Here is a 21,782-nt window from a genome sequence, read left to right as displayed (position 1 = left end):
GGCCGCAATACGCACAAAAAAACCCCGGCAAGCCGGGGTCTGTGTGGTTGGGCAGTGTCAGTGCCCACCCAGATACGCGTTGCGCACCTCCTCGTTGACCAGCAGTTCCTGGCCGGTGCCGGTCATGCGGATCTGCCCGTTGACCATCACGTAGGCGCGGTCCGACAGCTTGAGCGCATGGTTGGCGTTCTGTTCCACCAGGAAGATGGTCATGCCGGTCTTGGCCAGCTCGCGCAAGGTCGAGAAGATCTGCTTGACCACGATCGGCGCCAGCCCCAGCGACGGTTCATCCAGCAACAGCAACTTGGGCCGGCTCATCAGCGCCCGGGCAATCGCCAGCATCTGCTGCTCGCCACCGGACATGGTCATCGCCCGCTGGTTGCGCCGTTCCTTGAGCCGCGGAAAAAGCTCGAACATGCGCTGCATGTCCTCGCCGGCGAACTTGTCGCCAATCGGGATGGTGCCCATCATCAGGTTCTCTTCCACCGACATGTCCGGGAACACCCGGCGCCCCTCCGGCGACTGCGCGATGCCGTTGGAGGCGATGTAGTGGGACGACTTGTGGGTGATATCGGTGCCCCGGTAGAGGATCTGCCCCGACGCCGCGCGCGGCTGGCCGAAGATCGACATCAGCAGCGTGGACTTGCCCGCGCCGTTGGAGCCGATCAGGCTTACCGTCTCGCCTTCGTCGATGTGCATCGAGACCTTTTTCAGCGCCTGGATCGGGCCGTAGAACACGTCCAGGTCCTTCAGTTCGAGGATCGGTACGCTCATGCCAGCTCCTCTTCATCGGCGCCCAGGTAGGCCGCGATCACCGTCGGGTTGTTGCGGATCTCCTGCGGCGCGCCCTCGGCGATCACGTTGCCGTGGTCCAGCACCACGATATGGTCGGAAATGCTCATTACCATGCCCATGTCATGTTCGATCAGTACCACCGTCAGGTCATGCTCGTCGCGCAGCACGCGGATCATGCGGCTGAGCGCTTCGGTTTCCTGCGGGTTGAGGCCGGCGGCGGGTTCGTCCAGGCAGATGATCTGCGGGCGCGTGCACATGGCCCGGGCAATTTCCAGGCGGCGCTGCTGGCCATACGAGAGCTCGCCGGCCAGGCGGTTGGCGCAGTCCACCAGGTCGACCACCTCCAGCCAGTAGAAGGCATGGTCCAGGGCGTCGCTCTCGGCCTGACGGTAGGCCTTGGTGTTGAGCACCCCGGCCAGCAGGTTGCGGTTCACCCACATGTGCTGGGCCACCAGCAGGTTCTCCACCACCGACATTTCCTTGAACAGGCGAATGTTCTGGAAAGTACGCGCCAGCCCCGCCCGGTTGACCAGGTGGGTGCCGCCGAACATCTTGTAGTACAGGCGGCTGGCAAAGCTTCTGGGCGACACGAAGTCGGCCGCCTGGAAGCGTTCGCCCAGCAGCTGGATGACATTGGTGCGGGTGCCGCGCAGGTTCAGCTCGATCTTGCCGCCGCTGGCCTTGTAGAACCCGGTAAGGCAGTTGAACACGGTGGTCTTGCCCGCGCCGTTGGGGCCGATAAGCGCGAAGATGGCGTTGCGCCGGACCTTCAGGCTCACGTCGCTGAGCGCCTTGATGCCGCCGAACTGCATCATCAGGTTGTTGACCGAAAGAATCACTTCGTCGCTCATGGCGCCACTCCTTTACGCGGGACCACACCGGTGCGGCTGATGCGGATCAGCCCACGCGGTCGCCAGATCATCATCAACACCATCAGCACGCCGAACAGCAGCACGCGGTACTCGGAGAAGCTGCGCAGCAGCTCCGGCGCCACGGTGAGCACGAAGGCGGCGATCACCACCCCGACCGTCGAGCCCATGCCGCCGAGCACCACGATGGCCAGGATCAGCGCCGACTCGAAGAAGGTGAACGAGGACGGGTTGACGAAGCCCTGGTAGCTGGCGAAGAACACCCCGGCCAGGCCTGCGGTGGACGCACCCAGGGTGAACGCCGAGAGCTTGACCAGCACGTGGTTCAGGCCCATCGAGCGGCAGGCGATCTCGTCCTCGCGCAGCGCTTCCCAGGCGCGCCCCACCGGCATGCGGGTGAGCCGGTGCTTGATGTACAGCACCGCCAGCACCACCAGGAACAGCACGATGTAGATGAACAGGAATTTCACGTTGGGGTTGTAGTCGATGCCGAAGAACTCGTGGAACGGTACCCCGCCGTCCTTGGCTCGGCGCCCGAATTCCAGGCCCATGAAGGTCGGCGACGGTACCGGCATGCCGTTGGGCCCGCCGGTGAACGACAGCCAGTTGTTGAGCACCAGGCGGATGATCTCGCCAAAGCCCAGGGTCACGATGGCCAGGTAGTCCCCGTGCATCCTCAGCACCGGAAAGCCCAGTATGCAGCCGGCCAGTGCCGCGGCGATCGCCGCCAGCGGCAGCACCGTCCAGAAGCCCAGCCCCAGGTACTGGTAGCCCAGCGCCAGGCCATAGGCACCGATGGCGTAGAACGCCACGTAGCCCAGGTCGAGCAGCCCGGCCAGGCCCACCACGATGTTCAGCCCCAGGCCCAGCAGCACGTAGATCAGCCCGAGGATGACCACGGTAAGCAGGTACTTGTTGGCGAAGAACGGGAACACGATGGCAATCACGATCAGTGCCGGGATGATCCAGCGCAGGCGCGACTTGTAGTCCGGCGCCAGTACATGCACACCCGAGCCACTGCTCTCGAAGCCCTGCAGGATGGCCTGGCCCTTGCTGGTCTGCAGGAACAGGCTGAGCACGAAGCGTCCCAGCATCACCCCCGCCACCAGCCAGGCGACACGCGCGGGCTGCATGTTGAAGCTGTAGCCGTCGAGCACCACGCCGACGATGGGGCCGAACACGATCAGGGAAATCAGCCCGGCGAGAACCATATCGACCAGGCTGCGCTTGATATCGATGGAAGCGTTTTTGGCAGCAGACATACTTACACCTTGGCCACGAGTGGGCGACCCAGCAGGCCTTGGGGACGGAAGATCAGGATCAGTACCAGCAGCGAGAAGCTGAACACGTCCTTGTAGTCGGAGTTGATCAGCCCGGAGAACAGCGACTCGGAAATCCCCAGGATGATGCCCCCGAGCATCGCGCCCGGCAGCGAGCCGATACCGCCCAGCACCGCCGCGGTGAAGGCCTTGATGCCGATGATGAAGCCGGCATAGAAGTCGAAGGTGCCGTAGTTCATGGTGATCAGCACGCCGGCCAGCGCGGCCATCACCGCGCCGATGACGAACACGTAGGAGATCACCCGGTCGGTGTTGATGCCCAGGATCGAGGCCATCTTGCGGTCCTGCTGGGTGGCCCGGCACATGCGCCCCAGCTTGGTGAACTTGATGATGTAGGTGAGCGCGGCCATGCCGACGAAGGCTGCCACCAGGATGAAGATCTTGGTGTAGGTCAGTTGCACGAAGCCGGTGCCCACTTCAAGGCGCCAGGCGCCTTCGAGCAGGGTCGGCACGCCCTGTTGGCGGGCGCCCTGGCTGATCTGCGCGTAGTTCTGCAGGATCAGCGAAATGCCGATGGCACTGATCAGCGGTGCCAGCCGGGTGGAGTTGCGCAGGGGTTTGTAGGCGATGCGTTCGATGGTCCAGCCATACACGCCGGTGACCACCACCGTGAAGATCAGCGTCCCGAGCATCAGCAGGGGAAAGGACTCGATACCGAAATACGCCAGCAATGCCAGGCTGATAGCCGCCAGGTAGGCGGAAATCATGTACACCTCGCCGTGCGCGAAGTTGATCATGCCGATGATGCCATAGACCATTGTGTAGCCGATGGCGATCAGACCATAGACCGACCCCAGGGTCAGACCATTGATCAGTTGCTGCAGGAAAATACCATCCATAACGCAATCTCACGTATTTGAGATTGCACAAGCGCCGACCACGTTGCACCGCCGTTGAGGCGGTACAAGCGGCGCCGGGTTGTGCAGATCTACGAGAAAAGACAGGTACGGCAAAAACCGGGGCGCGCCCCGGGCAGCGAGTGCCCGGGGTGCCGGCCGTTGTTATTTTTGTTTTTCCAGTTGGTGATACTTGCCGTCCTTGTCCCACTGGTAGACCACGTAGTCGGACACGGTCAGGTCACCCTTGGCGTCCCACTTCTTCTCGCCCATCACGGTCTGCACCGGGTTGGCCTTGAGCCACTTGGCAGCGTCTTCACCCTTGTTCGACTTGGAACCGTTGAACGCGGCGGCCAGGGCCTGGATCGAGGCGTAGGCGTACAGGGTGTAGCCTTCGGGCTCGGTACCGGCCTTGCGGAACTCGTCCACCACCGCCTTGCTGTCGGGCAGCAGGCGCGGGTCGGCGCCAAAGGTCATGTACACGCCATCGACGTACTGCTTGCCGCCGGCGGTCGACACCAGTTCGTCGGTGACGATGCCGTCGTCGGACATGAACTTGACGTCCTTGAGCCCCTGCTCGCGCAACTGGCGTACCAGCGGGCCGGCTTCGGGGTGCAGGCCGCCGAAGTAGACCACGTCGGCACCGGTGGAGCGGATCTTGGTGACCACGGCGCTGAAGTCCTTCTCGCCACGGGTCAGGCCCTCGTACAGCACCGGGGTGACGCCGCGCTTGGTCAACTGCGCCTTGGTGGCGTCGGCCAGGCCCTGGCCATAGGTGTCCTTGTCGTGCAGCACGGCAACCTTCTTGCCCTTGAGCACATCGACGATGTAGTCGCCGGCCACGATGCCCTGCTGATCGTCGCGCCCGCACATGCGGAACATGGCGCTCAGGCCACGTTCGGTGACCTGCGGGTTGGTCGAGCCGGGGGTGATGGCGATGACCCCGGCCTCGTCGTACACCTCCGACGCCGGGATGGTGTTGGACGAGCAGAAGTGCCCGACCACGCCGATGACCTTGTCCTGGTCGACCAGGCGGTTGGCCACGGCCACCGCCTGCTTGGGCTCGCAAGCATCGTCGCCCTTGACCAGCACGATCTTCTCGCCGTTGATGCCGCCCGCGGCATTGATCTTGTCGGTGGCCGCCTGCGCACCTTTCATGTATTGCTCGCCAAACGCCGCGTTGGCACCGGTCATCGGGCCCGCTACACCGATCTTGACGTCGGCCTGTACATACGAAGACACGCCCATCGCCGTGGCAACGGCGAGGGCCAGAAAGCCTTTCTTGTAAAACGTCTGCGACATGAGGTGGTGCTCCTGAGTTTTTTTGGTTGGCACTACAACGTTCAGCAATTGCGATGAGCAAGGGCCGTGCCATTGGATTTTTATTCTGTAAAAACTCGCGATCAGGTTCGGCAGGCGCTGCTTTCGCGCCTTTTCCACGGGCCGTGCAACCTCCTGCCCTGCACCTGGCGCCACCCACGAACCGCTTGAAGCGCAACCCTTGAGTGCCATCATTGCAACCCCGACCTGTGTTTACGTGCAACCAGCCTGTAACAAGATACGTAACCGAACTGCACATCCTTGGTGCGCATCTGCTACAGCGGGCACCATAAGAGGCTAGCTGGCCAATGCGAAAACCGCCGCTACCCATAGCCTGCTACCGAATTACCCCGTCGGCGCCGGCCTCAGCGGCAAAAAGACTGGCACAATGGGCTGCATTGGCGGCCCCGGATGGGCGCACGCCCGACCTGGAGTCCTTTATGAGCGAAAGTGCCTTCGCCAACCGCATCGTGCAGAGCCTGCTCGATACCGATTTCTACAAGCTGACGATGATGCAGGCGGTGCTGCACAACTACCCCAACGTAGATGTGGAGTGGGAGTTCCGCTGCCGCAACGGCGAAGACCTGCGCCCCTATCTGGCGCAGATCCGCGCACAGATCGAGCGCCTCAGCGAGCTGAGCATCAGTGCCGAGCAGTTGGGCTTCCTGGAGCAGATCAGCTTCATGAAGCCGGACTTCCTGCGCTTTCTGGGGCTGTTTCGCTTCAACCTGCGCTACCTGCACCTGGCCATCGAGCACGACGAACTGGTACTGCGCCTGCACGGTCCGTGGCTGCACGTGATCCTGTTCGAGGTGCCGCTGCTGGCGATCATCAGCGAGGTGCGCAACCAGCACCGTTATCCACAGATCAAGCTGGTGGATGCACGCGACCAGCTGTACCGCAAGTTCGACTGGCTGCGCGCCAATGCCAGCAGCGAGGAGCTGGCCGAACTGCAGGTGGCCGACTTCGGCACCCGCCGACGCTTCTCCTACAAGGTCCAGGAACAGGTGGTGAAGGTGCTGACGGCGGAGTTCCCGGCGCGCTTCGTGGGCACCAGCAACGTGCATCTGGCACGCAAACTGGATATCAAACCGCTGGGCACCATGGCCCACGAGTGGATCATGGCCCACCAGCAGCTCGGCCCGCGGCTGATCGACAGCCAGATCGCCGCCCTGGACTGCTGGGTGCGCGAGTACCGCGGGCTGTTGGGAATAGCACTGACCGACTGCATCACCATGGATGCATTCCTCGGCGACTTCGACCTGTACTTCGCCAAGCTCTTCGACGGCCTGCGCCATGACTCCGGCGATCCGGTGCAATGGGCAGAGAAGGCCATCGCGCATTACCGCAAGCTGGGGATCGACCCGATGACCAAGACGCTGGTGTTCTCGGACGGGCTGAACCTGACCAAGACCCTGGAGATATTCCGCGCCTTGCGCGGGCGCATCAATGTCAGCTTCGGCATCGGCACCAACCTCACCTGTGACATTCCCGGGGTGGCGCCGATGAGCATCGTACTTAAAATGACCGACTGCAACGGCCAGCCCGTGGCGAAGATTTCCGATGAAGCGGCCAAGACCCAATGCCGCGACGCCAACTTCGTCGCCTACCTGCGCCACGTATTCAAAGTGCCCAAGGAGTAACCCATGCAAGCCGTCCAGCGAGAGATTGCGCAGCAGCTCAAGGTTCAGCCGCCGTTCGCCGACGCGGCCGCGCTCGAGGCCGAGAAGGCCCGGCGCGTGGCCTTCATCCAGCAATGCCTGAAGAACGCCGGGCTCAAGACCCTGGTGCTGGGCATCAGCGGTGGTGTCGACTCGCTGACCGGCGCCCTGCTCGCCCAGCGCGCGATCAACGAGCTGCGCGAACAGACGGGCGATGTGCATTACCGCTTCATCGCCGTACGCCTGCCGTACCAGGTGCAGCATGACGAGCATGACGCCCAGGCGTGCATCGATTTCATCCAGCCCGACGAATGCCATACGGTGAACATCGCGCCGGCGGTGCAGGCGCTGGCGGCCGAGGTCGAGGCGCTCAGGGACGGCAAGCCGGCGCTGGTGGATTTCGTGGTGGGCAACACCAAGGCGCGCATGCGCATGGTGGCGCAGTACACCATTGCCGGGGCACGTGGCGGGCTGGTGATCGGCACGGATCACGCGGCCGAGGCGGTGATGGGGTTCTTTACCAAGTTCGGTGACGGGGCCTGCGACCTGGCGCCGTTGAGCGGGCTGGTGAAACATCAGGTGCGCGACATTGCACGCAGCTTTGGCGCGCCGGAATCACTGGTGGAGAAGGTGCCGACCGCCGACCTGGAAGACCTGGCGCCGGGCAAGCCGGACGAGGCATCGCATGGGGTGACCTATGCGCAGATCGATGCGTTTCTGCACGGCGAGGCAGTGAGCGAGGAAGCGTTCGAGATCATCAGGCGCACGTACGAGAAGACGCATCACAAGCGCGAGATGCCATTCGCCCCGTAAAAGCATCGCGGGTCAAGCCCGCTCCCACAGGTACATCACTGCCTTCAAGACCAGTGTTGTACCTGTGGGAGCGGGCTTGACCCGCGATTGGCAACGCCGCGTTACTTCAGGGTAACAGTGCCTTTCATCATCGAGATGTGGCCAGGGAACGAGCAGAAGAAGCCGTACTTCTCGTCAGCCTTGAGCTTGGAAACATCGAAGGTCACCGAGTCCTTCTCACCAGCACCGATCACCTTGGTGTGGGCGATCACGCGGTCATCACCTTCCTTCAGGTAATCCTTGTCGATACCGGCGCTCAGGCCGTCGGTGGCGATTGGCTGCATGTCAGCTTCTTTGCTGATCACCAGGTTGTGGCCCATGACGTTCTTCGGCAGGTTGCCCGAGTGGGTCAATTCGACGGTGAAAGTCTTGCAGCTCTTGTCGATCTCAATGGCCTTGGTGTTGAAGGACATCTGGTCGGTGGAATCGACCGTGACCTTGCAATCGGCAGCGAAGACCTGGGCACTGGCGAGGGTCAGCAGGGATACCGCAACAGCTTTGGCAAACATCGTGAATCTCCTTGGCAGGGGTTTTTTATCCGTTTCTATACTGCCCCAGAGCGTCCCCCACCGGCCTGATATGAGTCAAGGGGCAGGTTAGGCGCGCTGGTAGTAAATTTTCGCTATGGATTGTATACACAAAATCCGCGGGACCATCATGCGCCATTCAGGGACGATGAGACAACCTCTCAATTAGGAGTACAGGACATGTCCCTTGGTAGTCTGATGCGCAGCCTGCTGGCTGCCTATGCCTGCGGTGCCACTGGCAGCAACGTCGAATTCGCGCGGCCGGAGTAATGGGCCGTCACGCCGGGCCTTCATCCAGCGGCAACACCGTCACCTGCACCTGCGGGTCATGGCTGCCCCCGCCCAGAATCACCCCACGCAGCGGTGACACATCGGAAAAATCCCGGCCCCAGGCCAGGGTGATGTGCTCCAGCGCCGGCAGCAGGTTGTTGGTGGGGTCGAAATCCACCCAGCCGTTGACCGGGCAGTACACCGACACCCACGCATGCGAGGCATCGGCCCCGATCAGCCGGGCCTGCCCGGGCGGCGGGCGCGTCAGCAGGTAGCCGCTGACATAGCGCGCCGCCAGCCCGCGCGAGCGCAGGCACGCGAGCATCAGGTGGGCGAAGTCCTGGCACACGCCGCGGCGACGCTGCAGCACCTCAACCAGCGGGGTGGCCACCTGGGTGGCACCGGCATCGAAGGTGAACTGGCTGAAAATCTGCTGCATCAGGGCCTGCACGCACAGCAGCAACGGCTGGCCCGGGGCGAAACACGGCTCGGCAAACACGACGAAACGCTGCTTCAGCCGCACATACGGCGATTCGAAACGAAAGCGGCACGCCTCCAGCGTGGCCGCAGTCAGCGCCTGCCCCGAATACGCCAGCGCCTGGCACACCTGTTCCCACGGCGGCGAGGCAGCCAGCACCGGCGCGGCGCGCGACAGCACGTTCACCTGCACCCGCGTCACCACGCGCAGTTGATCATGCTGGCGCTCCAGCGCCAGCCGGGTCAGCGGGTTGCCGAAGCCGTCGAGCTCGTCGCGCCGCCGGGTCGGCAGTGGGTCGACCTGCAATTGCCGGTCTTCGCACTGCTGCCAGGCACAGGCCCGTGGCCACAGATGCACCAGTTGCTGGGCCAGGGACACCGGGCTGTCATAGCGGTAATGGGTGTCGTGCAGTACCTGGTAGCGCGCGCTCATCAGGCCGACACCGTCTGCTGGCTGATGTCATCGACATGCACGAAGTGGCGCAGCGCCAGTCGCTCGGAGGCCTGCAGGCTGGCCTTGGCGATCTCGCCCAGCAACTCGGCCAGGCCATCGAGCACCGCGCGTACGCTGGCCTTGCCGAACAGCGCGTGCTCCAGGCTGCCCAGGTCGAAGTGATACAGGCGCTCGGCCAGCAGGGCCAGGGTCGGGTCTGGCGGGCTGCCGAACTCATCGCTGGATCGCTCCAGGGCACGCACCAGCAGCTTGAGCTGGAACAGCACCGCATGGGGGTTCTGCTGGTCGAGCAGGAGCAGGTCCAGCACCGGGATCAACTGCGCCACCGCCAGGTAGCGCGAGCGGTAGGTGATGCTGCTGTTGCCCAGTTCAAGCAGCCATTCCAAACCCGCCTGGTCGAAGGCGCCGGGGCCGCGCAGAAAACTGGCCAGGCTCAGGCTCAAGCCCTGCAGGCGCTCGATGCGCCGCCCGATCATCAGAAAGCGCCAGCCTTCATCGCGGGTCATGTCGTCCAGGGCAAAGCCGGACAGCGCCGCCAGCGACATCACCAGGCGGTTGAGAAAATCCAGCAGCTCGCCGAAGTCCGCCGTCTGCCCACCCAGCGCCTGGGCTTCGTGCTGCAACTCCACCAGCGCCTGCCAGTTCTCCCGCGAGAGCTTGCCGCGCACCTGGGCGGCGGTCCACTGCAGGCGCTGCAGGTTGGCGCGCAGGCTGAACGCCCAGTCGGCATCGAGCAAGGCGGCGCGCAGGCGCTCGGCCAGGGTGCCCTCGGGGGGCAGCAGCTCAAGCTCTTCGGCCAGGGCCACCGCCGCCTGCCAGGTGGACGGATGTTCGCCATCCAGGTAGCGGCTGAGCAGGATGCGCAGCAGGCGCGCGCTGGTGTCGCAGCGCTCGCAATAGCGGCCGAACCAGAACAGGTTTTCCACGACCCGCGACGGCAGGTACGGGTCCTGGCGGATCAGATCGGCCACGCCAAGGGTGCGGCTGGCCTGCCACTGTTCGCCGACCGGGGCCGCCTCGCCGAGTACCCAGGTGTCCTTGCTGGCCCCGCCGCGCTGCATCGACACCACCTCGGCATCGGCCAGGGCGGCCACCCGGGTCAAGCCGCCGGGCAGCACCCGGTAGCCATCGGCGGTGGCCACCGCATACACCCGCATGCCGATCGGCCGCGCCTGCAGCGTGCCCTGCCATACCGGCGCCTGGGACAACTGCGCCAGTTCCTGTGCCACGTAGGCATACGGGCGTGCACGGATGCGCCCGGCCAAGGCATCGCGCGCCGCCTCGTCCAGGTCGCGCCCGAACAGCGCAGCGAAACTCTGCGAGGGGAACGCCGGCTTGATCAGCAGCTCCGGCAGCCTGGCCAGGGCCTGCTCCAGCGCAGGCGGCTCGCCGCACCACCAGGTGGCGATCGACGGCAGGCTCAGGGCCTCGCCGAACAGGTGCTGGTTGATGGCCGGCAGAAAGCCGAGCAGGCCGGGAGATTCGAGCACCCCGCTGCCCAGCGCATTGGCCACCAGCACGCGGCCCTGGCGTACTGCGTCGAGCAGGCCGGGCACGCCGAGGGCCGAGTCGGTACGCAGTTCCAGCGGGTCGCAGAAATCGTCGTCCAGGCGGCGCATGATCGCGTGTACCCGGCGCAGCCCGCCCAGGGTCTTGAGGTAAACCGTGGCATCGCGCACGGTCAGGTCGCTGCCTTCGACCAGTGGGTAACCCAGCTGGCGGGCGAGGAACAGGTGCTCGAAATAGCTTTCGTTGAAGCGCCCCGGGGTCAGCAATACCACCAGTGGCGGTTCCTGGCCGCTGGGTGCCAGGCGCAGCAGGCTCTGTTGCAGGTTGCGAAAGAACCCGGCCAGGTGCTGCACGTGCAGGTCGCGGTACAGGTCCGGCAGGGTGCGCGTGACCAGCGTGCGGTTCTCCAGCGCGAAGCCGGCCCCGGAGGGCGCCTGGGTGCGGTCGGCGGTGACCCACCAGCGCCCATCGGGGCCGCGGGCAAGGTCGGCAGCGTACACATGCAGGAAGGTCGAGCCGGGCGGCGTGATGCCCTGGCACGGCCAGAGAAAATTGTTGTGGCCGAACACCAGCTCGGACGGCAGCAGGCCTTCGCCGATCAGGCGCTGCGGGCCATAGATGTCGGCCAGTACCGCGTTGAGCAGGTGCGCGCGCTGGGCGATGCCCGCCGCCAGCGCCTGCCACTCCTGCGCGGGGATCAGCTGCGGCAGCAGGTCCAGCTCCCACGGGCGATCGGTGCCGTCGGGGTCGGCGTAGATGTTGTAGGTGACGCCGTTTTCCTGCAGATGACGCGCCAGTTGGGCCTGGCGCTGGGCCAGCTGGGTGGGGCCGCTGCGTTGCAGGTGCTGGTGCAGGCGCTGCCAATGCGGGCGCACGCTGCCATCCGCCGCGAACATCTCGTGGTAGGAGGCAGGGCTTGGTGAGGCCAGCGGGTCAGCCATGGGCGTGCTCGGTGACGGCAGGTGATGCAGGGTAGCGTGTGGCGGGGATGGGGAGAAGGATGGATGTGGCCTTGCGGGCCTCATCGCGGGTCAAGCCCGCTCCCACAGGATAGTCAGTGGCCTATGGATCTGCACTGTACCTGTGGGAGCGGGCTTGACCCGCGATGGCCGCGACGCGTATCAGCGTGGCAACACCGGCTCGCGGGTCTTCTTGCCCTTGCCCTTGCCACCCTTGGCGGCGTCCTTGCGTGCCTTGGCCGCTTCCTGGTTACGCGCAAAGGCGGCCGCCTTGGCCTGCTCGCGCTTGTCCCACGGCTTGGCACCGTCGCTGGCACGCGGCGGCAAGCCGGTGTGCTGGGTCAGGATCTTGGTTTCCTTGGCCACCTTGTGGCTGCCCGCCGGCGTCGAGTTCTTGCGCCGCGCACTCTGATAGCTGTCGGTCGCCGGCTGGTGCAGCGGGATCAACTGGTGTTTGGCCGGCCCGATCAGGTCGGCACGCCCCATGCGCTGCAGGGCTTCGCGCAGCATCGGCCAGCCCTTGGGGTCGTGATACCGCAGGAACGCCTTGTGCAGGCGGCGCTGCTCCTCGCTCTTGACGATGGTCACCGCGTCGCTCTTGTAAGTGACCTTGCGCAGCGGGTTCTTGCCCGAGTGGTACATGGCAGTGGCCGAGGCCATCGGCGACGGGTAGAACGCCTGCACCTGGTCGGCGCGAAAGCCATTGCCCTTGAGCCACAGGGCCAGGTTCATCATGTCTTCGTCGGTAGTGCCCGGGTGCGCCGCGATGAAGTACGGGATCAGGTACTGCTCCTTGCCCGCCTCCTTGGAGTACTTCTCGAACATGCGCTTGAAGCGATCGTAGCTGCCGATACCAGGCTTCATCATCTGGTTCAGCGGGCCTTCCTCGGTATGCTCCGGGGCAATCTTGAGGTAGCCGCCCACGTGGTGGGTGACCAGCTCCTTGACGTACTCCGGCGACTCGACTGCCAGGTCGTAGCGCAGGCCCGAGGCGATCAGGATCTTCTTCACCCCCGGCAGGTCACGCGCACTGCGGTACAGCTGGATCAGCGCCGAGTGGTCGGTGTTCAGGTTGGGGCAGATGCCGGGGAACACGCACGACGGCTTGCGGCACGCAGATTCGATTTCCGGGCTCTTGCAGGCAATGCGGTACATGTTGGCGGTCGGCCCGCCCAGGTCGGAGATGACCCCGGTAAAGCCCGGCACCTTGTCGCGGATTTCTTCGATCTCGCGAATGATCGAGTCGTGGGAACGGTTCTGGATGATGCGGCCTTCGTGCTCGGTGATCGAGCAGAAGGTGCAGCCACCGAAGCAGCCACGCATGATGTTCACCGAGAAGCGGATCATGTCGTAGGCCGGGATCTTCTCCTTGCCATACGCCGGGTGCGGGACGCGCGCATAGGGCATGCCGAACACGTAGTCCATCTCTTCGGTGGTCATCGGGATGGGCGGCGGGTTGAACCACACGTCCACCTCGCCGTGCTTCTGCACCAGCGCACGGGCGTTGCCCGGGTTGGTTTCCAGGTGCAGCACGCGGTTGGCGTGGGCGTACAGCACCGCATCGCTGCGCACCTTCTCGTAGGACGGCAGGCGGATCACGGTCTTGTCGCGGGTCATGCGCGGGCTGGCCAGAATCTGCACCACCTTGGCTTCCTGCGGGTCTTCGACCGGGCCCTTCTCCTGCTCGATGGCGCAGGCCTGGGTGTCCTGGGTGTTCACGTACGGGTTGATGATCTTGTCGACCTTGCCCGGCCGGTCGATACGCGTGGAGTCCACTTCGTACCAGCCCTGCGGGGTGTCGCGGCGCACGAAGGCGGTGCCGCGGATGTCGGTGATGTCTTCGATCTTGTGGCCGTAGGACAGGCGCTGGGCGACTTCGACGATCGCGCGTTCGGCGTTGCCGTACAGCAGGATGTCGGCGCAGGCGTCGATCAGGATCGAGTGCCGCACCTTGTCCTGCCAGTAGTCGTAGTGCGCGATGCGGCGCAACGAGGCCTCGATGCCACCCAGCACGATCGGCACGTGCTTGTAGGCTTCCTTGCAGCGCTGGCTGTAGACCAGGCTGGCACGGTCGGGGCGCTTGCCGGCCAGGCCACCCGGGGTGTAGGCGTCGTCCGAGCGGATCTTCTTGTCGGCGGTGTAGCGGTTGATCATCGAGTCCATGTTGCCGGCCGCGACACCGAAGAACAGGTTCGGCTCGCCCAGCTTCATGAAGTCGTCTTTGCTCTGCCAGTTCGGCTGGGCAATGATGCCCACCCGGAAGCCCTGGGCTTCGAGCAGCCGGCCGATGATGGCCATGCCGAACGACGGGTGGTCGACGTAGGCGTCACCGGTCACGATGATGATGTCGCAGGAATCCCAGCCGAGCTGATCCATCTCCTCCCTGCTCATCGGCAGGAATGGCGCTGGCCCGAAGCATTCGGCCCAGTACTTGGGATAGTCGAAAAGTGGTTTGGCTGCTTGCATGTCAGTGACCGGTTCTTGGTATCAGGGAAATCGCGGGCGCGGAATATAGCACAAATTTTGACCAATTCCGACGTCAGAAGTCGGAATTGGCCATCGGTACCTTATTCGTCGTCGTCGAAGTTGTAGCTGCCCGGTGCCAGGTTCTCGAAGCGCGTGTACTTGCCGATGAACGCCAGGCGCACGAAGCCGATGGGGCCGTTACGCTGCTTGCCGATGATGATCTCGGCGATGCCCTTGTGCTCGGTCTCGGGGTGGTACACCTCGTCGCGGTACACGAACATGATCACGTCGGCGTCCTGCTCGATCGCACCCGATTCACGCAAGTCGGAGTTCACCGGGCGCTTGTTGGGGCGCTGCTCGAGGGAGCGGTTGAGCTGCGACAGGGCGATGACCGGGCAGTTGAATTCCTTGGCCAGGGCCTTGAGCGAGCGCGAGATCTCGGAAATCTCGTTGGTACGGTTGTCACCGCTGGAGCCCGGGATCTGCATCAGTTGCAGGTAGTCGATCATGATCATGGCGATCTCGCCATGCTCACGCACCAGGCGCCGGGTACGTGCGCGCATTTCCGACGGGCTGATGCCGGCGGTGTCGTCGATGAACAGCTTGCGGTCATTGAGCAGGTTGACCGCCGAAGTCAGGCGCGGCCAGTCGTCGTCGTCCAGCTGGCCGGAACGCACCTTGGTCTGGTCGATGCGCCCCAGCGAGGAGAGCATACGCATGATCAGCGATTCGCCTGGCATCTCCAGGGAGTACACCAGCACCGCCTTGTCGCTGCGCAACACGGCGTTCTCCACCAGGTTCATGGCGAAGGTGGTCTTACCCATCGACGGACGGCCGGCCACGATGATCAGGTCGGCCGGTTGCAGGCCGCTGGTCTTCTCGTCCAGGTCGGTGTAGCCGGTGGAGATACCGGTGATGGCGCTGTCGGAGTTGAACAGCGTGTCGATGCGGTCGATGGCCTTGGTCAGCAGTTCGTTGACCCCTACCGGGCCACCGGTCTTGGGCCGTGCTTCGGCGATCTGGAAGATCTGCCGTTCGGCCTCGTCGAGGATCTCGGCGGCGTTGCGGCCCTGGGGGTTGAACGCGCTGTCGGCGATCTCGCTGCTGATACTGATCAGCTGGCGCAGTGTGGCGCGCTCGCGAATGATCTGCGCATAGGCCTTGATGTTGGCCACCGACGGGGTGTTCTTGGCCAGCTCGCCCAGGTAACCCAGGCCACCGACCTGGGAGCTCAGGCCTTCCTTGTCGAGCTGCTCGTGCAGCGTCACCACGTCGAACGGGGTGTTGAGGTCGGCGAGCTTGTAGATGGCGCGGAAGATCAGGCGATGGTCATGCCGGTAGAAGTCGCCGTCGGAGACTTGATCGAGCACGCGCTCCCAGGCGTTGTTGTCCAGCATCAGGCCACCGAGTACGGCCTGTTCGGCCTCGATGGAATGCGGCGGCACCTTCAGGGCAGCGGTTTGCAGATCATATTGCTCGGGGGCGGTTATCTCGTTCATGGCCACTTGGGAATCAGGGTGTTGAAAAAGACAAAGGGCACGACCTGCAATGCAGGATCGTGCCCGATGTTAACCGGCTGGCACCCAGGGTGCCAGTCGATTGGTCCAGCTTAGGCTGCGACGACAACCACGCGAACGGTGGCTTCTACGTCGCTGTGCAGGTGCACGGCTACGTCGAATTCGCCAACGTTGCGGATGGTGCCGTTCGGCAGACGCACTTCAGACTTGGCCACTTCAACGCCGGAGGCGGTCAGGGCGTCAGCGATGTCGTGGGTGCCGATCGAACCGAACAGCTTGCCTTCGTCACCGGCGGTGGCAGTGATGGTCACTTCCAGCTCGGCCAGTTGGGCAGCGCGGGTTTCAGCCGAAGCTTTCTTGTCAGCAGCCAGTTTTTCCAGCTCGGCGCGACGCTCTTCGAACGCAGCCAGGTTGGCAGCGGTCGCAGCGGTAGCCTTGCCGAATGGCAGCAGGAAGTTACGACCGTAACCGGCCTTAACATTTACCTTGTCGCCCAGGTTGCCCAGGTTGGCGACTTTTTCCAGCAGGATCAGTTCCATTAGGTATAAACCTCTTAACTTTTAACCTTCACCGTTCGCGTCACCGGCATCTTTCGATGCAGAACGACCGCGAAAATCAATCAGGCTGTCGACAATGGCCAGAACCACGAGCAACGGATAAATCAGCTGCATGAACAGCACCAGCGTCACGTACATCCCCACCAGCCAGAACCTGGCCAGGCGCTTCTGCGCGACCAGCCCGTGAATCAGGGCCAGCCCGGCGAACACCAGCGGTACGCTGCACAACGGTGTCAACATCGCCAGTTCGCTGCCGAAATTCGGCGCTATCAGCATGCACACCAGCAGCAACAGCGCCGGTACCAGCGGGAGCCGTATGGCGCGAAACTCGCTGCCAAAGCCTCCCGGGTTGTACAACGCGGCTTGCCAGTAGCGACCCAACATCAGGGCCAGCAGACTGACTGCCTGCAGCAATGCCGCAATCAGGCCGGTAAGCACCGGTGCGATCACGCTCCCCAGGTGGGCCCGCTCTTCTACCGTCAACTGCTGGTAGAGACCGTCGAGCATCTGCGGCAGGGCTTTTTCAAGCACCTGCGCCAGCGCTTCGATCGGTTCGCGGAACACCGAACCCAGGATGACGCCATACACCAGGCCCCAGGCGATGCTGAACAACAGCACCCGGCTCCAGGACTGTCCGGCGCGTAGCAACGCAGCCAGACCGAAGGTTCCCAGCAACACCATCAAGGTGCGCGGTTCACCGAAGAACCACCAGACCAGCGCGGGCAGCAATGCCCAGGCGAGGATCCCGGAGGCGTCCTTGAAACCGCGCCGCAGGAACACCAGGCTCCCGGCGGCGGCACTCAACCAGAACAACAGCGGCAATGCCGCACAACCGACCACTACCAGAGTGGCCTGCACGCGACCGCGCATGATGAAATCAGCTAACGCTCGCATGCACTTTATCCCTTGCTACCTGTCGACGACCCGGTCTCAGCGGCCGTGGCTGTCGGTGTAGGCCAGCAGGGCCAGGAAGCGGGCGCGCTTGATAGCGGTAGCCAGCTGACGCTGATAACGAGCTTTGGTACCGGTGATACGGCTTGGAACGATCTTGCCGGTTTCGGATACATAAGCTTTCAGGGTGTTGAGATCTTTGTAATCGATCTCTTTCACTTCTTCAGCAGTGAAGCGGCAGAATTTACGACGACGGAAGAAACGTGCCATGTAATAGGCTCCTCAAAAGGTCCGTGGATTACTCGTCAGCGTTATCGCTGTTGTCGCTGTTGTCGCTGTCATCGCCTTCGGCGTTGTCAGCGTGCTCAGGACGGTCGCGACGCTCACGGCGCTCACTGCGGTTTTCTTCAGCCTTGAGCATCTCGGACTGGCCGGTAACGGCTTCGTCGCGACGGATGACCAGGTTACGGATCACGGCATCGTTGTAGCGGAAGTTGTCTTCCAGCTCGGCCAGGGCCTTGCCGGTGCACTCAACGTTCAGCATCACGTAGTGAGCCTTGTGAACATTGTTGATTGCATAGGCCAGTTGACGACGGCCCCAGTCTTCCAGACGGTGGATCTTGCCGCCGTCTTCTTCGATCAGCTTGGTGTAACGCTCAACCATGCCGCCGACTTGCTCGCTCTGGTCAGGGTGGACCAGAAAGATGATTTCGTAATGACGCATGAATGCTCCTTACGGGTTGTAGTCTGCCACCAGGGTGGTCAGACAAGGAGTGAATGACACTGTTTGTCTTGCCTTGTGCGGTGGGCGCATGCGCGCCTGCCAGCGGGGCAAGGGGCGCAATTGTAGAGAAGCGCCGGGGCGCACGCAAGGCAATTGGTGATTATTTGAACAGCCTTGAAAGCATCGCGGGCCAGGCCAGCCCCCACACAGGCCACCGAAAGCCCTGTGGGGGCGGGCTTGACCCGCGAAAGTGGCAACGCCCGTATCAGGCCTTGCGCTTGGCCTGACGCTGACGCACCGCCTCGAACAGGCACACGCCCGTGGCCACCGACACGTTCAGGCTGCTGACGCTGCCGGCCATCGGCAGTTTCACCAGAAAATCGCAGTGCTCGCGGGTCAGGCGGCGCATGCCCTTGCCCTCGGCGCCCATGATCAGGATGGTCGGGCCGGTCAGGTCCTGCTGATACAGTTCCTGTTCGGCCTCCCCCGCCGTTCCCACCACCCACAGGCCGCGCTGCTGGAGCTTCTCCAGGGTACGCGCCAGGTTGGTCACGGCCACCAGCGGGATCACCTCGGCAGCGCCACACGCCACCTTGCGTACCGCCGGGGTCAGGGTCGCCGACTTGTCCTTGGGCACCACCACTGCCAGCGCACCGGCCGCATCGGCGGTGCGCAGGCAGGCGCCCAGGTTGTGCGGGTCGGTCACACCGTCCAGCACCAGAATCAGCGGCGCGCCTTCGGTGCGGTCCAGCAGCTCTTCGAGCATCGCCTCGCCCCACACCTGGCTCGGGCTGACCTCGGCGACCACGCCCTGGTGCACGCCCTCGACCCAGGCGTCCATCTCGCGGCGTTCAGCCTGGCCGACCGTCACTCGGTTCTGTGCGGCCAGCTCCAGCAGGGCCTGCACCCGCGGTTCGCTGCGGCTGTCGGCCAGCCAGATCTGCTTGACCCGCTTGGGGTGGTGGCGCAACAGGGCCTCCACCGCATGCACACCGTAGATCTTTTCCAGCTGACTCATGACTTGCCCTTGGGTTTACGTGAAGCGGAACCGGCTTTTGGCGGCCCCTTGCGATGCTTGCTCGGTTTCTCCGAAGACGTCTTCGAACCCTTGGCCGCAGGCTTGCCCACGGCGTTCTTGGCATCGGACAGCAACGCCTTCTTCATTTCCCGGCTCTTGCGCACTTCGGCGTTCTTGGCTGCGGCATCGGCCGGGAAATAGGCTTCGGAGGTTTCGTTCTTGCGGCTGCGACGCGGCGGCTCGGCCGGCGCCGCTTCGACCTTGGCGGCCTTGGCCGGCGCGCTGTAGGGCTTGGCGGCACCATTGGACTTGGCCGGGGCAGCGCCCGTCTTGCCCTTGGCGGCAGGCTCGGCACCACGCTGCTTGCGACCGATCGGCGCATTCAGGGTGTTTTCGGCCATCTCGAAATCGATCTTGCGCTGTTCGAGGTCCACGCGCATCACGCGCACTTCGACCGTGTCGCCCAGGCGGAAGCTGCGACCGGTGCGCTCGCCCGCCAGGCGATGGTGTACCGGGTCGAAGTGGTAGTAGTCACCCGGCAAGGCACTGACGTGCACCATGCCTTCGACGTAGATGTCGGTCAGTTCGATGAACAGGCCGAAACCGGTCACCGCGGTGATCACACCCGGGAAGCTTTCGCCCACGCGATCCTTCATGTACTCGCACTTGAGCCAGTTGGTCACGTCGCGGGTGGCTTCGTCGGCGCGTCGCTCGCTCATCGAGCACTGCTCGCCCAACTGCTCCAGGGCCGCCTCGTCGTACGGGTAGATGCGCGCCTTGGGAATGCTCATCGCGCCGGCCCGCTTGACGTGCGGGGTTTCCTGGCGCGAACGGATCACGCTGCGGATGGCACGGTGGGTCAGCAGGTCGGGGTAACGCCGGATCGGCGAGGTGAAGTGGGTGTACGCCTCGTAGTTCAGGCCGAAGTGGCCGTTGTTGTCGGCGCTGTACACCGCCTGGCTCAGCGAGCGCAGCATCACGGTCTGGATCAGGTGGAAGTCAGGGCGACCGGCGATCTGCGACAGCAGCGCCTGGTAGTCCTTGGGCGACGGACCATCCTTGCCCTTGTGCAGCGAAAGCCCCAGCTCGCCGAGGAAGGCGCGCAGTTTTTCCAGGCGCTCCGGCGGCGGACCGTCGTGCACGCGGTACAACGCAGGGATCTCGTGCTTCTTGAGGAACTCGGCCGTCGCCACGTTGGCCGCGAGCATGCATTCTTCGATCAACTTGTGCGCATCGTTGCGCACGGTCGGGCGAATTTCCGCGATCTTGCGCTCGGCACCGAAGATGATGCGGGTTTCCTGGGTTTCGAAGTCGATCGCGCCACGGGTGTGACGGGCCGCCAGCAACACCTTGTACAGCGCATACAGCTGCTTGAGGTCCGGCACCACGTGGCTGTACTGCTCACGCAGCGCCTTGCCTTCACGGGTACGGGCATGTTCGAGCATGCTGCTGACCTTGTTGTAGGTCAGGCGCGCGTGGGAGTGGATGACCGCTTCGTAGAACTGGTAATCGACCATCTGGCCGGACTTGTTGATGGTCATTTCACAGACCATCGCCAGCCGGTCGACGTTCGGGTTCAGCGAGCACAGGCCGTTGGAAAGTTCCTCGGGCAGCATCGGGATCACCCGCTCGGGGAAGTACACCGAGTTGCCGCGCACCTGGGCTTCGTTGTCCAGGGCAGAGCCCAGGCGCACGTAGCTGGACACGTCGGCAATCGCCACGAACAGGCGCCAGCCACCGGAGAACAGGCGCAGCTTGCCCAGGCTTTCGCAGTACACGGCATCGTCGAAGTCCCGTGCGTCTTCGCCGTCGATGGTGACGAACGGCAGGTGACGCAGGTCGATGCGGTGTTCCTTGTCCTTCTCTTCGACTTCAGGCTTGAGCTTGCGCGCTTCCTTGATGACCGCCTCGGGCCATACATGGGGAATGTCGTAGCTGCGCAGCGCCACGTCGATTTCCATGCCCGGCGCCATGTAGTTGCCGATCACTTCGACGATATCGCCCTGCGGCTGGAAGCGCTGGGTCGGCCAGTGGGTGATCTTCACCTCGACGAACTGGCCGACCTTGGCGCCGGCATTGCGGCCCGGGGTCACCAGCACTTCCTGCTGGACCTTGGGGTTGTCGGGGGTCACGAAGCCCACCCCGCCTTCCTCGAAGTAGCGCCCCACGATGCTTTCGTGGGCACGGGAGATCACTTCGACCACCACGCCTTCACGCCGGCCGCGCCGGTCAAGCCCGGACACGCGCGCCAGCGCTCGGTCGCCATCGAACACCAGGCGCATCTGCGCCGGGCTCAGGAACAGGTCGTCGCTGCCATCGTCGGGGACGAGAAAACCGAAACCGTCGCGGTGGCCCGAGATGCGACCCAGGATCAGGTCCAGCTTGTCTACCGGGGCATAGGTGCCGCGCCGGGTGTAGATCAGCTGGCCGTCGCGCTCCATGGCGCGCAGGCGGCGACGCAAGGCCTCGATCTGGTCCTCGGTCTGCAGGCCGAACTCTTCCACCAGTTGCTCGCGGGCGGCGGGAGAGCCGCGCTCGTCAAGGCGCTGGAGGATCAGCTCACGGCTAGGAATGGGGTTTTCGTATTTTTCCGCTTCACGAGCGGCCTCGGGATCGAGGGTCTGCCAATCGGCCATTAGTAGGGGTTCACCTTGTCTATATAGGGTTAGTTTGGCATAGCCGTATTGAAACCGGAAATCCGAGGCTTTGACAGCCCCGTCAGGGCCCTTGAGTGATGCCA

General features: G+C 63.9%; 18 protein-coding genes. 2 read left to right on the top strand and 16 right to left on the bottom strand.

The features are described from left to right. Positions 1-57 precede the first annotated feature (57 nt). From FW760_RS15175 to FW760_RS15155, 5 genes are all read right to left on the bottom strand, one after another. The gene (locus FW760_RS15175; RefSeq protein ID WP_043863511.1) at positions 58-774 is read right to left on the bottom strand and encodes an ABC transporter ATP-binding protein; all 717 of its coding nucleotides are present in this window, start codon (positions 772-774) and stop codon (positions 58-60) included. Next, on the bottom strand, positions 771-1,646 hold the full coding sequence (locus FW760_RS15170) for an ATP-binding cassette domain-containing protein (RefSeq protein ID WP_446443845.1): 876 nt from the start codon (positions 1,644-1,646) through the stop codon (positions 771-773). Before FW760_RS15170 ends, FW760_RS15175 begins: the two co-directional genes overlap by 4 nt. Further along, positions 1,643-2,926 carry a high-affinity branched-chain amino acid ABC transporter permease LivM gene (gene livM, locus FW760_RS15165; RefSeq protein ID WP_043863512.1) on the bottom strand — a complete coding sequence of 428 codons (1,284 nt, stop codon included), beginning with the start codon at positions 2,924-2,926 and terminating at the stop codon, positions 1,643-1,645. The genes FW760_RS15170 and livM overlap by 4 nt, the downstream gene beginning before the upstream one ends. Before the next feature lie 2 nt (positions 2,927-2,928). Next, positions 2,929-3,843, bottom strand: a complete 915-nt coding sequence (locus FW760_RS15160; RefSeq protein WP_043863513.1) for an ABC transporter permease subunit — start codon at positions 3,841-3,843, stop codon at positions 2,929-2,931. Positions 3,844-4,005: 162 nt separating this feature from the next. After that, the gene (locus tag FW760_RS15155) at positions 4,006-5,142 is read right to left on the bottom strand and encodes a branched-chain amino acid ABC transporter substrate-binding protein (protein ID WP_043863514.1); all 1,137 of its coding nucleotides are present in this window, start codon (positions 5,140-5,142) and stop codon (positions 4,006-4,008) included. Positions 5,143-5,600: 458 nt separating this feature from the next. Between FW760_RS15155 and pncB the strand changes: the two genes are divergently transcribed. Together pncB and nadE are read left to right on the top strand one after the other, a co-directional pair. Then, entirely contained in the window at positions 5,601-6,803 is a 1,203-nt protein-coding gene (pncB, locus tag FW760_RS15150; RefSeq protein WP_043863515.1) for a nicotinate phosphoribosyltransferase, read from the top strand. Between the two features lie 3 nt (positions 6,804-6,806). Continuing rightward, a complete protein-coding gene (nadE, locus tag FW760_RS15145) occupies positions 6,807-7,634 on the top strand; it encodes an ammonia-dependent NAD(+) synthetase (protein ID WP_043863516.1) in 828 nt (275 codons plus the stop codon). Between the two features lie 101 nt (positions 7,635-7,735). Here nadE and azu read toward each other — a convergent pair whose 3' ends face one another. The 11 genes from azu to rnr form a co-directional block, all read right to left on the bottom strand. Beyond that, entirely contained in the window at positions 7,736-8,182 is a 447-nt protein-coding gene (azu, locus tag FW760_RS15140) for an azurin (RefSeq protein ID WP_043863517.1), read from the bottom strand. A gap of 295 nt (positions 8,183-8,477) precedes the next feature. Then, positions 8,478-9,380 (bottom strand): transglutaminase family protein, encoded by a 903-nt coding sequence (locus tag FW760_RS15135; protein ID WP_058541585.1) that lies wholly within the window; start codon positions 9,378-9,380, stop codon positions 8,478-8,480. After that, the gene (locus FW760_RS15130) at positions 9,380-11,851 is read right to left on the bottom strand and encodes a circularly permuted type 2 ATP-grasp protein (RefSeq protein WP_196932994.1); all 2,472 of its coding nucleotides are present in this window, start codon (positions 11,849-11,851) and stop codon (positions 9,380-9,382) included. Before FW760_RS15130 ends, FW760_RS15135 begins: the two co-directional genes overlap by 1 nt. Positions 11,852-12,031: 180 nt before the next feature. Then, the gene (locus tag FW760_RS15125) at positions 12,032-14,335 is read right to left on the bottom strand and encodes a YgiQ family radical SAM protein (protein ID WP_043863520.1); all 2,304 of its coding nucleotides are present in this window, start codon (positions 14,333-14,335) and stop codon (positions 12,032-12,034) included. 101 nt (positions 14,336-14,436) lie between these two features. Continuing rightward, entirely contained in the window at positions 14,437-15,834 is a 1,398-nt protein-coding gene (dnaB, locus tag FW760_RS15120; protein ID WP_043863521.1) for a replicative DNA helicase, read from the bottom strand. A 110-nt stretch (positions 15,835-15,944) separates the two neighbouring features. Continuing rightward, positions 15,945-16,391 (bottom strand): 50S ribosomal protein L9, encoded by a 447-nt coding sequence (gene rplI / locus FW760_RS15115; protein ID WP_043863522.1) that lies wholly within the window; start codon positions 16,389-16,391, stop codon positions 15,945-15,947. Between the two features lie 21 nt (positions 16,392-16,412). Then, entirely contained in the window at positions 16,413-17,303 is an 891-nt protein-coding gene (locus tag FW760_RS15110; protein WP_446443844.1) for a hypothetical protein, read from the bottom strand. A gap of 36 nt (positions 17,304-17,339) precedes the next feature. Continuing rightward, positions 17,340-17,570, bottom strand: coding sequence for a 30S ribosomal protein S18 (rpsR, locus tag FW760_RS15105; RefSeq protein ID WP_003171373.1), 231 nt, complete (start codon positions 17,568-17,570; stop codon positions 17,340-17,342). Between the two features lie 28 nt (positions 17,571-17,598). Next, positions 17,599-18,024: a 30S ribosomal protein S6 gene (gene rpsF, locus FW760_RS15100; RefSeq protein ID WP_043863524.1), complete on the bottom strand. Its 426-nt coding sequence runs from the start codon at positions 18,022-18,024 to the stop codon at positions 17,599-17,601. Positions 18,025-18,289: 265 nt separating this feature from the next. Next, on the bottom strand, positions 18,290-19,042 hold the full coding sequence (gene rlmB / locus FW760_RS15095; RefSeq protein ID WP_043863525.1) for a 23S rRNA (guanosine(2251)-2'-O)-methyltransferase RlmB: 753 nt from the start codon (positions 19,040-19,042) through the stop codon (positions 18,290-18,292). Then, on the bottom strand, positions 19,039-21,678 hold the full coding sequence (gene rnr, locus FW760_RS15090) for a ribonuclease R (RefSeq protein ID WP_058541588.1): 2,640 nt from the start codon (positions 21,676-21,678) through the stop codon (positions 19,039-19,041). The genes rlmB and rnr overlap by 4 nt, the downstream gene beginning before the upstream one ends. Positions 21,679-21,782: the final 104 nt, after the last annotated feature.

Source organism: Pseudomonas sp. 1176_21 (assembly GCF_052850635.1).
This window is presented reverse-complemented; position numbering and strand designations above follow the sequence as displayed.

Bases quoted from the DNA above. Each gene is read 5' to 3' on its own strand.
- FW760_RS15175 (WP_043863511.1), bottom strand. From the start codon at position 774: ATGAGCGTACCGATCCTCGAACTGAAGGACCTGGACGTGTTCTACGGC.
- FW760_RS15170 (WP_446443845.1), bottom strand. From the start codon at position 1,646: ATGAGCGACGAAGTGATTCTTTCGGTCAACAACCTGATGATGCAGTTC.
- livM (WP_043863512.1), bottom strand. From the start codon at position 2,926: ATGTCTGCTGCCAAAAACGCTTCCATCGATATCAAGCGCAGCCTGGTC.
- FW760_RS15160 (WP_043863513.1), bottom strand. From the start codon at position 3,843: ATGGATGGTATTTTCCTGCAGCAACTGATCAATGGTCTGACCCTGGGG.
- FW760_RS15155 (WP_043863514.1), bottom strand. From the start codon at position 5,142: ATGTCGCAGACGTTTTACAAGAAAGGCTTTCTGGCCCTCGCCGTTGCC.
- pncB (WP_043863515.1), top strand. From the start codon at position 5,601: ATGAGCGAAAGTGCCTTCGCCAACCGCATCGTGCAGAGCCTGCTCGAT.
- nadE (WP_043863516.1), top strand. From the start codon at position 6,807: ATGCAAGCCGTCCAGCGAGAGATTGCGCAGCAGCTCAAGGTTCAGCCG.
- azu (WP_043863517.1), bottom strand. From the start codon at position 8,182: ATGTTTGCCAAAGCTGTTGCGGTATCCCTGCTGACCCTCGCCAGTGCC.
- FW760_RS15135 (WP_058541585.1), bottom strand. From the start codon at position 9,380: ATGAGCGCGCGCTACCAGGTACTGCACGACACCCATTACCGCTATGAC.
- FW760_RS15130 (WP_196932994.1), bottom strand. From the start codon at position 11,851: ATGGCTGACCCGCTGGCCTCACCAAGCCCTGCCTCCTACCACGAGATG.
- FW760_RS15125 (WP_043863520.1), bottom strand. From the start codon at position 14,335: ATGCAAGCAGCCAAACCACTTTTCGACTATCCCAAGTACTGGGCCGAA.
- dnaB (WP_043863521.1), bottom strand. From the start codon at position 15,834: ATGAACGAGATAACCGCCCCCGAGCAATATGATCTGCAAACCGCTGCC.
- rplI (WP_043863522.1), bottom strand. From the start codon at position 16,391: ATGGAACTGATCCTGCTGGAAAAAGTCGCCAACCTGGGCAACCTGGGC.
- FW760_RS15110 (WP_446443844.1), bottom strand. From the start codon at position 17,303: ATGCGAGCGTTAGCTGATTTCATCATGCGCGGTCGCGTGCAGGCCACT.
- rpsR (WP_003171373.1), bottom strand. From the start codon at position 17,570: ATGGCACGTTTCTTCCGTCGTCGTAAATTCTGCCGCTTCACTGCTGAA.
- rpsF (WP_043863524.1), bottom strand. From the start codon at position 18,024: ATGCGTCATTACGAAATCATCTTTCTGGTCCACCCTGACCAGAGCGAG.
- rlmB (WP_043863525.1), bottom strand. From the start codon at position 19,042: ATGAGTCAGCTGGAAAAGATCTACGGTGTGCATGCGGTGGAGGCCCTG.
- rnr (WP_058541588.1), bottom strand. From the start codon at position 21,678: ATGGCCGATTGGCAGACCCTCGATCCCGAGGCCGCTCGTGAAGCGGAA.